Origin of the sequence: Kyrpidia sp. (assembly GCF_023512215.1) — a bacterium.
In the GTDB taxonomy this organism is placed as follows: Bacteria; Bacillota; Bacilli; order Kyrpidiales; family Kyrpidiaceae; genus Kyrpidia; species Kyrpidia spormannii.
This window is the reverse complement of the sequence record NZ_JAILZZ010000002.1, coordinates 121,085-133,717: the sequence shown is the minus strand read 5'-3', so window position 1 is coordinate 133,717 and position 12,633 is coordinate 121,085. Positions and strand designations below refer to the sequence as shown.

Below are 12,633 nucleotides of genomic sequence, written 5' to 3'. Positions count from 1 at the left end.
TACCGCAAACTCACAGCGCTCCTCGATGGCGTCGCGCCTCATATAATAGCAGGGCAGCTGCCACCGCCACATTCAACGACTCACCTCCCCCGGGCATGGGGATGTGGACCTTCCCGCGACACAGCTGACGAACCTCCGGACTGATTCCCCGTCCCTCGTTCCCCAGCACGATCATCACAGGGATGTTCCAGTTCCATCGGTCATAGCGGACTCCCTCGCCCACGGCCGTCTCCACCGGCTCGACACCTTTAGCATGCCATTCGCCAATCATGTCCACCAGTCGGCCCTGTCGAATCGGTACTGTAAACGCGGCCCCCATAGAACTCCGCACTGCCTTGGGCGAGAAAGGATCTGCCGTATCCTCCCCACACAAAACTCCGGCGACTCCCACGGCCCGAGCCACTCGCAGCACCGCCCCCACGTTGCCCGGATCCTGAATGCCATCTAAAGCCACCATCAAGACCGGGTCTTCCTCGGGCGCTTCCACCGCAAAACCGGGTATCGGCCGTTCGGGGATTCGCACCACCGCCGCAATCCCCTGGGGTGTGATCACCTCACACACTCGCTCCAAAACCCGGCGGTCTACCGGCTGTACCGGAGATCCCTTCCCCCGGGCCTCCTCCACCAAGGAGGCCACCTCCGGGGTCTGATCTCGAGGGTCGAACAACACGACCTCAATCCCCAATCCGGAGTGTAAGGCTTCGCCTACCAGATGTGGGCCCTCGGCCAAAAAAAGTCCCCGGCGCCGGCGCTCCTTGCCGCGCCGAAGGGCCGCCCACTCTTTCACCCGGGCGTTCTGCAAGGAGCGGATCTCTTCCTCCCCCACCCCTTCACCCCCTATGCTTCCTCCTCCAGTCGGCGAAGGTCTTCATTACTCCCGATCACCACGAGGATATCTTGTTCCCTCAACCGATCGTCGGCGAGAGGCGAGATATTGATATTCTCCCCCCGTTTAATGGCCATGACGTTGCAGCCGTATTTGGCCCGAATGTCGAGTTGGCGCAAAGTTTTCCCCACCATTCCTTTGCCAGCCGCCACTTCAGCGATGCTGTAATCGGGCGAAAGCTCGATGTAATCGAGAATGTTGGGCGAGACCAGATTATGCGCGACCCGCAATCCCATGTCCCGTTCCGGGTGCACCACCCGATCCGCACCGATCCGGGACAGAACTTTCCCGTGCAGTTCGGTCTGGGCTTTCGCGACTATAAAAGGCACCCCTAACTCCCGGACAATTAAGGTGCAGAGAATACTGGCCTGGATATCCCCACCGATCCCCACCACAGCCACGTCAAAATTCCGCAGGCCCAAAGCCCGGAGCGCCTGTTCGTCCGTCGCGTCCGCCTGAACCGCGTGGGTCACCGAATCCATAATATCTTCGATCACTTCCCGGTCTCCGTCGATCGCCAGCACTTCGTGTCCCGTTTGATACAGCGTCTTGGCCACGCTGGAACCAAACCGGCCCAGTCCAATGACGACGAATTGTTTCAATAAAGCCACCTCCTATCCCACGAACAAATTCTCTTCCGGGTACCGCAGGACCGCCTTTTTCCTCCCCCGCTGCGCCAAAGCCAACCCCAAGGTCAGAGGCCCCACCCGACCAATATACATCATCAGTAAGATCATAAACCGACCCGGAGGAGACAATTCGGGGGTCAGGTTCGTGGAGAGTCCCACCGTACCGAAAGCCGATGTCGTCTCATAGAGTAAACGGATAAAATTGACCGGCTCCATTAACGTCAGGATAAAGGTCCATGTGGCGATCAACATGATCGACATAATCGCAATCGACAACGACTTGTAGATCGTTTTGGTGGAAATCGTTCGTCCGTACAACACCACGTTCTCCTTGTCGGTAATGACGGACCAGGTAAACAGGACAATGGCGGCGAAAGTGACCGTCTTGATTCCCCCGCCGGTCGAACCGGGCGAAGCACCGATGAACATCAACACGATATCCAAAAATAAAGACGGAGTGGACAACTGGCTGATGTCTACGGTGGTATACCCCGCCGTGCGGCTGGTGACGCTGAGGAATAACGCCGAAAAGATCTTTCCCTTCCAATCCAATAGTCCAAAAGTCTGAGGCCGGTTCCATTCTAAAGCCAAAAACGCCGCCGCACCCGCCAGCAGCAGCCCCAGTGATGTGATCACCACAAGTTTCGTATGAAGACTCAGCCGCCGGCTCCGGCGACGCTTCATAAGATCCACGATCACCGTAAAGCCCATGCCCCCGAGGATGATCAAGGCCATGATGGTCAGGTTCACGACGGGATCCTCAGCATAACCCGACAAACTGCGAAAATCCCCGAATAAATCGAACCCGGCGTTACAGAAAGCGGACACGCCGTGAAAAACCCCGAAATACAGCGCCCGCCACCACGGCATATCGAAACTCCAACGCGCAGCGAGGATGAGGGCGCCGATTCCCTCCACCGTCAAAGTCATCAGCACCACATTGCGACTAAATTTGACCAACCCCGAAAGGGTGCCCACATTGAGCGATTCCTGAATGACCAGCCGTTCCTTGAGACCGATTCGGTGCCGGGACATGATGAGCAGGAAAGTCGCCACGGTCATAAATCCCAAACCGCCGATCTGAATAAGCAGAAGAATAACCACTTGTCCAAAATGGCTGAAGTACGTTCCGGTATCGACCACCACCAGCCCGGTGACGCACACCGCGGACGTCGCTGTGAACAGCGCATCCAGAAAGTCCAGCCCCTGCCCGCTTTGGGAGGAGATGGGCAAGCTGAGAAGGACCCCCCCGACGAAGATAACAGCAGCAAATCCCAACACCAATACCCGGGCTGGGGTCCATATTGAAGGCCGGCTCGACAACCTTGTCACCCACCCATCTGATTCCGTATAGTCCCTGGTCCCCTCGCCTCCAGGTACCGACTGCTTGTCCGCTGATAGTATGTATCATCACTCTACATAGGGAAAACTATATGCTCTCGTATAAGGAAAGACCTACCAGGTAGGTCTTTCCCAAATCAAGCATTTAATTTGGTTTTGGCCAGGTTTGCCAATTCCGTAAAAGCTTTATCATCATTGACGGCCAAATCCGCCAACATCTTTCGGTTTACTTCCACCCCTGCCATTTTCAATCCATGCATCAAACGACTGTACGAAAGGCCGTTCAACCGAGCCGCCGCATTGATCCGGCTGATCCACAGTTTGCGAAAATCCCGCTTGCGCTGCCGCCGATCTCGGTAGGCGTACATCAGCGATTTCATCACCTGCTGATTCGCCATCTTGTACAAGCGGTGTTTCGCCCCAAAATACCCCCGGGCTAGTTTAATCACCTTTTTTCTGCGGCGCCGGGTGACCGGCCCTCCTTTAACTCGTGCCATGACTCAAACCCCCTGTTTTTGGTCCTGTCTCTTCCCGCTTCGGCTTCGTTTATTATTTTAAATAGGTCACCAATTGCCGGACCCGCTTAAAATCCCCCTTGGAAACCAAAGCGGCTTTACGCAGTTTACGCTTCCTCTTCGGCGTCTTCCCCGTAAACAAATGGCTGTGGTACGCGTGAAACCGCTTCAGTTTCCCGGATCCCGTTTTCCGGAACCGCTTCGCCGCGGCCCGTTGGGTTTTCATCTTCGGCATTCCTGCTCCTCCATTCCGTGATCAGTGGTTCGACTGCTTGGGGGCAAGAATCATGATCATGTTCCGCCCCTCTAACTTCGGAGGCCGCTCCACCACGCACAGGTTCTCCACTTCTTTCGCCATGCGCTCGAGGATCCCTTGGCCAATCCGGGTGTGGGTGATCTCCCGGCCGCGGAAACGAACCGTGGCTTTCACCTTGTCCCCCTGCTCCAGAAAACGGACCACCGCCCGAAGTTTGGTTTGAAAATCGTGGTCTTCAATGTTGGGAGTGAGCCGCACTTCTTTGAGACTCACGATCTTTTGGTTGCGCCGAGCTTCTTTGTCGCGTTTGGACTGTTCGTATTTATACTTACCATAATCCATGATTCGACAAACCGGCGGCTTGGCCGTGGGCGCAACGTTGACCAGGTCCAGGTTTTTTTCGGCTGCGATGCGAAGGGCATCCCGCAACGAAACGATTCCCAACTGCTCGCCGTCCACATCGATCAACCGCACTTCCCGGGCCCGAATCTGTTCGTTCACTTGCAGATCTTCCTTGCTAATCATCTGTCACCTCCAGTGAAGATCCTTCCGCCCGAGAATGGGCGGCCATAAAAAAGCGCGGAACTCTGTCCGCGCCGATTATGCATGATGAAGTCACCCGCAGGTGTGACTGGCATCTTTGAAACCCGGCAGCAGTCAGCTTCGACGCCGACGGGTGAGAAGCGGACAGCTTCTACTTGGAGTTCCCTATTCTTCTGACGAGGACCATCCTACCATAGCCGGGCTCACCGGTCAAGGGGTTCTGGTCCGGGCTTCTTCGGCAATCGCGGCGAGGATCTCCTCGGCGGATCTCCGGCCGAGGTCACCCTGTCCCCGTTTGCGAACCGAGACTTCACCCGTTTGAGCCTCTTGATCCCCGATGACCAGCATGTACGGGATTTTCTGCACCTGGGCTTCCCGGACTTTGTAGCCGATTTTTTCAGCCCGCCCATCTACTTCAACTCGGAGACCCATGGCCCTCGCCCGGCTCTGCACCTCCTTGGCGTAGGGCAGGTGTCCGGCGCCAATGGTCAGGATCCGAACTTGCACCGGTGCCAGCCACACGGGAAAAGCTCCGTTGTAATGCTCGATGAGAAGTCCGAAAAACCGCTCGAACGACCCCAGTACAGCCCGGTGAATCATCACCGGCCGGTGGCGTTCATTGTCCTCGCCGACGTAGGTGAGATCAAATTTCTCGGGCATTTGAAAATCCAACTGGATGGTGCCGCATTGGTGGGAACGCCCAAGGCTGTCCTTCACGTGAAAATCGATCTTCGGCCCGTAAAAGGCTCCATCTCCTTCATTGATTTGATACTCTAGGCCTCGGCTCTCCAGGGCCTGGCGCAATCCCTCGGTGGCCGCCTCCCACAGTTCATCAGAGCCGGTAGAATTCTCGGGCCGGGTCGACAACTCCACCCGGTAGGGAAAACCAAACGTGGCATACACGCGATCGATCAAATCCATGCAGGCGAACACTTCGTCTTGGATCTGATCCGGGCGCACGAACAAGTGGGCGTCGTCCTGGGTGAACTCCCTGACCCGAAGTAGCCCGTGCAGGGCGCCGGACAACTCATGGCGGTGCAGCAACCCGAACTCCGCCATCCGGATGGGCAGATCCCGATAAGACCGGACCCGGTGTTTAAAGGTGAGGGCGTGACCGGGACAATTCATGGGTTTTAAGGCAAATTCCCGTTCATCCACCTCGGTGAAATACATGTTTTCTTTGTAGTGATCCCAGTGGCCGGAACGCTCCCAGAGCACCCGGTCCATCAAGATCGGCGTCTTGACCTCTTCATAATCGTATTCATTCAGGAACTCCCGCATAAACCGCTCCAGTTCATTGCGGATCACCATGCCCTTGGGGAGAAGAAAAGGCATCCCCGGGGCCTCGTCTGCGAAAAAGAACAATTCCAAGTCCCGTCCCACCCGGCGGTGATCGCGCTTCCGGGCTTCCTCCACTCGGCGCAGATACTCGTCAAGTTGTCGCTGGGTGGGAAAAGCAGTGGCGTAGATGCGGGTGAGCATCTCCCGGTTGCTGTCCCCTCGCCAGTATGCACCGGCCAAAGACAACAGTTTAAACGCTTTGATTCGGCCGGTGGAGGGAAGATGCGGTCCCCGGCACAGATCGGTGAACTCCCCTTGATGGTACACCGTGATCACCGCATCCGGGGGCAGGTCCTGGATGATCTCCACCTTGAACCGGTCGTCCCGGTCCCGGAACATCGCCAACGCCTCTTCCCGGCCGAGCACTTCCCTGCGAATTGGCAGATCTTCCTTCACCACCCGCTCCATCTCCTGCTCGATCTTGGGGAGATCTTCGGGGGTAAATTCATGATCGGCAAAATCATAGTAGAATCCATCCTCGATCACCGGTCCAATGGCGAACTTCGTGCCTGGAAACAAGCGGCTTACAGCCTGGGCCATCACGTGGGCACAGGTGTGCCGGTACACCTCCAGGCCCTCGGGATCGTCGAGGGTGACGAATTCCACCTCCCCATCCTCTTGCACAGGCGTCGAAAGGTCTACCAGCTTCCCGTTCCACTTGGCCGCCACGGCATTTTTGCCCAGGGACCGGGACAGACTCCCGGCCACTTCTGCCAGAGTGGCCCCTTTCTGGAATTCCCGAACCGAACCGTCCATCAAGCGGATCCTTACAGGATCTGTAACCTGTACACTCATCCGAACTTCCTCCTTGTTTGTTGTCAACACCACACATCAAAAAAGCGCCTTCATCCCGCCGAATTGGCAGGGACGAAGACGCTCGTTCGTGGTTCCACCCTACTTTAACTTGTAAGGGGTCGCCTTGGTCGCCCACGTTCCCCTCACAAGTCCTCCTTCGCCATTAACGCCGGCCACGGCTGCGCTTACTTGCCGCCCCCACGTCAGGACGGGTTGGGCGCGCGGCTACGAGGGGGTTTTCCCAAACGTTCCTCGGCAAGGAGCTTCCACCCGCCCACGTATCGAGGCGGCTCCTCTCTCTGGCCCGATCCCGCCGGTACTCTCCTCGGTCATCGCCTTTTCTCACTGATCCATTCAGAACCTGAGATACAAGTTAATCCTCTGGGGCCGTATTATAAACATCGTGCCACCGGATGTCAATTCACATCAAATCCCCGTCTTGAGACGGGGATTTGATGCCTTGCGCATCTGGTTTTGGGGTAGTCTCATCGACCACAGCATAACCGCGACTCGCACATCGTCCAATAAACGTCTCTCAATACGAGTTGTTGAACCCCACATACACGACATAGCACTATCTGGTTGAATTATAAGTTGCACTTAAATTCTTGTCAAGGACGAATTTCCAGTCTATGAGCTCTCTTCGCTGAACCTGTCACCGTCCTCCGCCGGCGTCCGCTCTCCGGACGATGTGCCCCCCTGCCCGTTCAAATGATCGATGGTCCCGCTCCGATAGCTGTCCATGACCTGACGGTGGGTTTCACGAAGACTTTCGGCTTCATCTTGCAACAAACGCCAAGTGCCAGGGCCCCATTCGTTTTCCTGAGACTCGGTACCCCCCGGTCGTCCTTCCACTCGACTGCGATTCGACATATCCTCGCCGCCCCCTTTCGGCTTTCCCTCGTAGCCTTCGAAATGGGCGACATTTTTATGCAAGGACTGTCAAACTCATTTCATCACCGATGGCCCAGTTATTGACCACCTTGGATAGCAGAAAGAAAATACAGTCGATTCCCATCCGGGTCGGTGAGGCTGACCGCTCTGTACCCCCAAGGCTGGTCTTCGGGCACCCCTTCAAAATCCACCTGGCCCCGGAGTGCTTCATACAGGCGATCCACATCGGGAACGTCAAAACTAATGTGGTCGATCCCCGTTGGATTACCGACCAAATCTGGCTGGCGGTGACCCACCGCCGCTGGCCCGGACGTCTGAAATAGGTACAGCACCGCCGTGCCCGCACGAATCGTCGCCCCTGGTGTCTCATCCTCCCCCACAACTTCAAAGCCGAGAACCCGATAAAAAGACAACGAACGCTGTAGGTCCCGAACCGCGACCCCGACATTATTGACACCTGTGATCACACAGCACACCTCCCTGAACGTGAATTTTTACTGGTCCATCGAAGGATCTGCATTAATCTTTCGACGCCCCGGCAAAAACTCCTGTTTTATGAACTCACCCGCACACGCCGCAGGTGGTATCGGTCAAGTCGTCTAACATGTAAAATAGACTTAGTCTCAAGAATGCCACCCATTTTATCTTTGAATCGGACAAGGAGTGAAATTCATGGAACCAGTCGTTGTCAAAGCGATCCAAGACGAATACCCAGACACCTTTTCGTGGTGTTACGGCTGCGGAAGACTGAATGAGAAAGGGCATCATTTTCGCACTGGATGGGAGGGGGACCAGACGGTCACCTACTTTACTCCGGAACCGGAACATACTGCAATACCGGGTTTTGTGTACGGTGGAGTCATTGCTTCCCTCATTGATTGCCACGGAACCGGATCCGCCTCCCTGGCGCTGCACCGGAAGAACGGACACGAGGTCGGTGACGGAGCGGAACCGCCACGTTTTGTGACCGGCTCCTTAAAAGTAAAATTTATCCGTCCGACGCCTCAGGGGGTTCAGTTAAAAGCTGTGGGTACGGTTGAAGAAATCAGCCCTACGAAGTGGAAGGTGGACGCGGAAGTCTATGCGGGCGATACCCTCTGCGCCAAGGGCGAAGTCATCGCCGTGTTGATGCCGGACACCTTCGTGAAACAAGGTGAGCAATAGGTTCGAAAACACTTGCAAAAACAAGGGAAGGATCTTGAACAGGTCCAAGCCCCTTCCCCTAAGCAGCATCTTTTAGGGTTGACTGGCCAGCGTCTGTTAAGAGTTGACGACTGCATTTAACTAGTAACAGACACCCAACAAAGAAACGCGAAAACGCATCCATTCCCAATTGTACCCATGATCGATCATGGCGCATCATCACAGCATTCTTCAAAATGGTGCCGGGAGCGGGGCTCGAACCCGCACGGGGCTATGCCCCAACAGATTTTAAGTCTGTTGCGTCTGCCGATTCCGCCATCCCGGCACATCTGCTGCAAAACTACATTTTAAGACCCGAAGGGCTTCGGCCCGATACCTGTACGCAGGCCATGGATTTTGACCTTGACCGGGCAAAATTAAGCATATCGCCATACGGGCAACTGTGTCAAGGCATCCGACGAGAGCGGGCACATATGGTTTTGGACCCACTGGATGCAGCGGTTAACGTTCCCTTATTCACCCCAATAGATTCTCATCCAACCGACGACGCATCTGATCCGGGCTGGGACCGCCGCCTGTCGGGCGAACCGTCAAGCAGCGGCCCACTCCCGTTCCTAAAGGTCAAGCCCCTTTCGCCGCAATCCGCTTTGCCGCCTCAACCCATGCGGTGATCTGCTCGGGCAGGATAGGCAACTCGGTGACAAATACGCCAAAGGGCGCGAGGGCGTCGGAGACGGCGTTGGCCAACGCCCCCGGGGCGGCGATCAGGGACCCTTCGCCCATCCCTTTGAACCCGCCCTCACTGGAAGACGGGGTCTCAATATGTTCAACCCGCACCCGGGGGACATCGACGCTTTCGGGCAACAGATAATCCATGAGAGATCCTGTCACCAACTGCCCGTCCTCATCGTACCGGAGCTCTTCCAGAAAGGCGCTTCCGATCCCCTGGGCCACCCCTCCGTGAATTTGTCCTTCCACGATCAAGGGATTGATCAGTCGCCCGCAATCGTTCACCACCACGTAGTCGAGAACTTTCACGAAACCCGTCCGGACATCCACCTCCACGACGGCGGCGTGGGTGCCGTTGGAGTAAGTCGCCGGTAGAGGGGGCCGATAGCGGATGGTCACCTCCAGGCCAGGCTGCATGTCTTTCGGCAGCCGGGCGACGTCGGTGTACGCAACTCGGGCGATTTGACGAATCGAAATTGCCCTGGCCGGGACCCCGGCCACATACGCCTGACCGCCCTCTAGGACAATGTCCTCCTCCGCAGCTTCCAGTATGTGAGCGGCGAGCTTCACGATCTTCTTGCGCATCTCGTCCCCGGCCCGAAGCGCCGCGCCGCCCCCGATGGTTCCCGAGCGGCTTCCCCCAGTTCCCCCGCCAAAAGGAGCACTGTCCGTGTCGCCGTGAAGCACCACCACATCTTTGACATCAACCCCCAGCCGATCGGCAATTAACTGGGCCATGGTGGTTTCGTGGCCCTGTCCGGTCGGCCCGAGCCCAAAAGCCGCCGTGACGGTACCGGAGGGCTCGACACGGATGGTCGCTGCCTCATAAGGCGTCGATCCGGCCTCGGACTCCGCCATCGCCGAGGGTTCGACAAACACGCAGAACCCCACCCCCACGTATCGACCCTCCTGGCGCCACTCCGCCTGCTTTTTGCGCAACTCATCGTATTCCAGCATTTGAACCGCTCGTGCCAAAGACTCCTGGTAAGACCCCGGGTCGTAGACATTTCCCGTCGGAGTATGATAGGGAAAATCCTCGGGTCCGATCATGTTCACGCGGCGAACCTCTACAGGATCTTTGCCGAGCGCCCGGGCCACAGCATCCACAATCCCTTCCTGGACTTGGGCGCCGATGGGCCCTCCCACCCCCCGATACGGCCCGAGGGGCGCTTTATTCGAGAAGACATTGTCGATGAAAATAGACACATGGGGGATCTTGTACGGTCCTGTGATCATCTCCGTCGCCCAGTTCGACTCCCCGACAGCTCCTGGAAACCCGGGGAATGGGTAGGCTCCCGTGTCGCCAATCACATGATCTTTGATAGCCACGATCCGCCCGTCTTCTTCAAAAGCCACTTCCACCTCGTGAAGACTGTCCCGGGCATGGGCGTCCGTAAACAAAGCCTCGGTCCGGTCGCTCACCCATTTGACTGGCTTCCCAAGCCGCCTGGCCATCTGGGCCACCGCGGCATACTCCGGATAAAACATGGCTTTGATGCCAAATCCGCCGCCCACTTCGGGCACCACTACGCGGATCCGGTTGTCCGGTATGCCCAAAACCCGGGCGAGAAGAGAGCGAACGCTGTGGGGGGACTGATGACCGACGTAAACGGTGAGCCGTCCGCCCAACGGGTCGACTGCCGCCGCACAGCCACGGGTCTCCAAAGTCACGCCGGTTTGCCGGTGAACCCGAAACGTTAACTGAAGCCGCCGAGGTGCGGAGGAAAACGCTTCGGAGAATCCGTCGCTGATAATCTCCCGGTGGTCAAACAGATTGGGCCGATGGCTGTGGACCCGACGTGGACCATCCTCCAACGCCCGGCGCATATCGAGAACGGGCTCTAAATTTTCGTATTCTACCTTCACCAGCTCGGCCGCATCTTCGGCAATATACCGGTTGTCCGCCACCACCGCCACAATGGGCTCACCGACGAAACGAACCTCATCTTTAGCCAGAACCGGCTGAACCACGTCGTATGGATTGAATTTGAGGGACAGGCCCAAATCCTCTGCCGTAAAAATGGCGTGAACGCCGGGAATTTTCCGGGCCTCGGTGGTGTCCACCGATACGATCCGAGCCGCCGCCCGGGTCGATCGGACGAAAGCCACCTCCAACATTCCAGGGACGTCGATATCGTCCAGATAAGACCCCTGGCCCCGAAGAAGCCGAGCGTCCTCCAGCCGGGTCACCCGGGCTCCGGTAAACCTCGGTTTCAGTACCTCACCGGCCACTTAACGCACCCCCTTTTGCGCCACATCCAGGACTGCATCGACGATGAATTGATAACCTGTGCACCGGCACAAATTCCCAGACAGGGCTTCCCGGATCTGCTCTTCGCTAGGATGGGGATTGTCCCGCAGCAAAGCTTCCACAGTGACCACCATTCCCGGCGTGCAGAATCCGCACTGAAGGGCATGATGGTTTTGAAAAGCTTCTTGGACCGGACTCAACCCATCGGCAGGGGTCAATCCTTCCACGGTGGTGATCTCCCGACCAGCAGCCTGGACTGCAAACATGAGACAGCTGCGCTCGGGCTTCCCATCCACCAAGACGGTACAGGCGCCGCAAACCCCCTGTTCACACCCAACGTGGGTGCCCGTCATCCCGAGGCGGTGCCGAAGGACGTCGGACAACAGCCACCGCGGCTCCACATCGATACTGTAGGATTGCCCATTGACTTTTAAAGTAATGGGTACCGTCTTTCCCCCGCTGTTCTCGATCATTGCCGTCCCCTCCCCATGGCTTGCCGATACGCCGCTTCTGCCGCTTCACTGGCCAGGCGCCGACGATACTCCTCCTCCACATCCACCATCTCCAGGGTCTCAGCCCACATCCGACGCCTCTCCGCCTCATCCCCGGAGAAGGTCACCGCACGCCGTTCCGGTCGCCCTGCAATACCAAACCAGGTCACGCTTCCGGTGGCGTCCCCCCGCACTTCGACAAAAGCTCCCGCCAGGGCAAAATCCCCCGGCCTTCTGGCAAATTCACAAAAACCCCAGGAAGCATCCCGCTGCATTGGAATCTCCACCGCCGTGAGAATCTCGTCATCCCTCAGGTCGGTCATGAGGTAGCCCAGGAAAAATTCCTCGGACGGAATTTTGCGTTGCCCCTCCGGGCCGGATAGCTCGATAACCCCCCCAAGTGCCGTAAGTGCGGCCGGCAGCTCGGCGGCTGGATCCGCGTGGGCCAACGAGCCCCCCAACGTACCCCGGGTGCGAATGGCCCAGTGGCCAATATGCCCCGCGGCTTCAGCGAGGACGGGGAGGTGAGAACGCACCTCCAGATTTCGATGCAACTCCTCGTGTCTCACCAGTGCGCCCAGGCGAAGTGCACCACCCACCACCTGAATCCGATCCAAGCCATCCACGGCGTTTAAATCAACCAAAGCCGATGGGCGGCTCAGGCGAAAGTTCATCAGCGGGATCAAGCTCTGCCCTCCGGCGATCACTTTGCTCCCAGGGATGTCCCGAAGCAGTTGCAGGGCCTCGTCCAAACTGGTCGGACTGTAATAGTCAAAAGCCGCCGGTTTCAATCTCGACCCCTCCATCCATATGTGGTGT

General features: G+C 57.4%; 13 protein-coding genes and 1 tRNA gene. 1 reads left to right on the top strand and 13 read right to left on the bottom strand.

What is annotated here, in order from left to right; translation table 11 throughout:
- Positions 1–10: 10 nt before the first annotated feature.
- The 9 genes from K6T64_RS02175 to K6T64_RS02135 form a co-directional block, all read right to left on the bottom strand.
- Positions 11–826, bottom strand: a complete 816-nt coding sequence (locus K6T64_RS02175) for a TrmH family RNA methyltransferase (RefSeq protein WP_288008358.1) — start codon at positions 824–826, stop codon at positions 11–13.
- A gap of 11 nt (positions 827–837) precedes the next feature.
- Complete coding sequence (locus K6T64_RS02170) at positions 838–1,488, bottom strand: potassium channel family protein (protein WP_013076256.1); 651 nt, start codon at positions 1,486–1,488, stop codon at positions 838–840.
- A 12-nt stretch (positions 1,489–1,500) separates the two neighbouring features.
- A complete protein-coding gene (locus K6T64_RS02165) occupies positions 1,501–2,838 on the bottom strand; it encodes a TrkH family potassium uptake protein (RefSeq protein ID WP_100669460.1) in 1,338 nt (445 codons plus the stop codon).
- 155 nt (positions 2,839–2,993) lie between these two features.
- Entirely contained in the window at positions 2,994–3,353 is a 360-nt protein-coding gene (rplT, locus tag K6T64_RS02160; protein ID WP_100668272.1) for a 50S ribosomal protein L20, read from the bottom strand.
- A gap of 52 nt (positions 3,354–3,405) precedes the next feature.
- On the bottom strand, positions 3,406–3,606 hold the full coding sequence (gene rpmI, locus K6T64_RS02155; protein ID WP_013076259.1) for a 50S ribosomal protein L35: 201 nt from the start codon (positions 3,604–3,606) through the stop codon (positions 3,406–3,408).
- A 21-nt stretch (positions 3,607–3,627) separates the two neighbouring features.
- Complete coding sequence (gene infC, locus K6T64_RS02150) at positions 3,628–4,152, bottom strand: translation initiation factor IF-3 (protein ID WP_013076260.1); 525 nt, start codon at positions 4,150–4,152, stop codon at positions 3,628–3,630.
- 228 nt (positions 4,153–4,380) lie between these two features.
- The gene (gene thrS, locus K6T64_RS02145; protein ID WP_288008357.1) at positions 4,381–6,306 is read right to left on the bottom strand and encodes a threonine--tRNA ligase; all 1,926 of its coding nucleotides are present in this window, start codon (positions 6,304–6,306) and stop codon (positions 4,381–4,383) included.
- A gap of 630 nt (positions 6,307–6,936) precedes the next feature.
- Positions 6,937–7,179, bottom strand: a complete 243-nt coding sequence (locus K6T64_RS02140) for a hypothetical protein (protein ID WP_170086064.1) — start codon at positions 7,177–7,179, stop codon at positions 6,937–6,939.
- Between the two features lie 98 nt (positions 7,180–7,277).
- Positions 7,278–7,667, bottom strand: a complete 390-nt coding sequence (locus tag K6T64_RS02135) for a VOC family protein (RefSeq protein WP_288008356.1) — start codon at positions 7,665–7,667, stop codon at positions 7,278–7,280.
- Between the two features lie 205 nt (positions 7,668–7,872).
- Here K6T64_RS02135 and K6T64_RS02130 point away from each other — a divergent pair, with 205 nt between their 5' ends.
- Positions 7,873–8,364 carry a PaaI family thioesterase gene (locus K6T64_RS02130; RefSeq protein WP_170086066.1) on the top strand — a complete coding sequence of 164 codons (492 nt, stop codon included), beginning with the start codon at positions 7,873–7,875 and terminating at the stop codon, positions 8,362–8,364.
- Positions 8,365–8,580: 216 nt separating this feature from the next.
- On the opposite strand, the gene K6T64_RS02125 is transcribed toward K6T64_RS02130, so the two are convergent.
- From K6T64_RS02125 to K6T64_RS02110, 4 genes are all read right to left on the bottom strand, one after another.
- Positions 8,581–8,668 (bottom strand) — tRNA-Leu (locus K6T64_RS02125).
- Between the two features lie 296 nt (positions 8,669–8,964).
- Complete coding sequence (locus K6T64_RS02120; protein WP_288008355.1) at positions 8,965–11,304, bottom strand: xanthine dehydrogenase family protein molybdopterin-binding subunit; 2,340 nt, start codon at positions 11,302–11,304, stop codon at positions 8,965–8,967.
- Positions 11,305–11,796, bottom strand: a complete 492-nt coding sequence (locus K6T64_RS02115; RefSeq protein WP_100668278.1) for a (2Fe-2S)-binding protein — start codon at positions 11,794–11,796, stop codon at positions 11,305–11,307. It abuts the gene before it with no gap.
- Positions 11,793–12,605 carry an FAD binding domain-containing protein gene (locus K6T64_RS02110; RefSeq protein ID WP_288008354.1) on the bottom strand — a complete coding sequence of 271 codons (813 nt, stop codon included), beginning with the start codon at positions 12,603–12,605 and terminating at the stop codon, positions 11,793–11,795. Before K6T64_RS02110 ends, K6T64_RS02115 begins: the two co-directional genes overlap by 4 nt.
- Between the last annotated feature and the right edge of the window lie 28 nt (positions 12,606–12,633).

Excerpts from the sequence above, each read along its gene's own strand:
- thrS (WP_288008357.1), bottom strand. The coding sequence starts at position 6,306 with ATGAGTGTACAGGTTACAGATCCTGTAAGGATCCGCTTGATGGACGGT.
- rpmI (WP_013076259.1), bottom strand. The coding sequence starts at position 3,606 with ATGCCGAAGATGAAAACCCAACGGGCCGCGGCGAAGCGGTTCCGGAAA.
- rplT (WP_100668272.1), bottom strand. The coding sequence starts at position 3,353 with ATGGCACGAGTTAAAGGAGGGCCGGTCACCCGGCGCCGCAGAAAAAAG.
- K6T64_RS02140 (WP_170086064.1), bottom strand. The coding sequence starts at position 7,179 with ATGTCGAATCGCAGTCGAGTGGAAGGACGACCGGGGGGTACCGAGTCT.
- K6T64_RS02130 (WP_170086066.1), top strand. The coding sequence starts at position 7,873 with ATGGAACCAGTCGTTGTCAAAGCGATCCAAGACGAATACCCAGACACC.
- K6T64_RS02115 (WP_100668278.1), bottom strand. The coding sequence starts at position 11,796 with ATGATCGAGAACAGCGGGGGAAAGACGGTACCCATTACTTTAAAAGTC.
- infC (WP_013076260.1), bottom strand. The coding sequence starts at position 4,152 with ATGATTAGCAAGGAAGATCTGCAAGTGAACGAACAGATTCGGGCCCGG.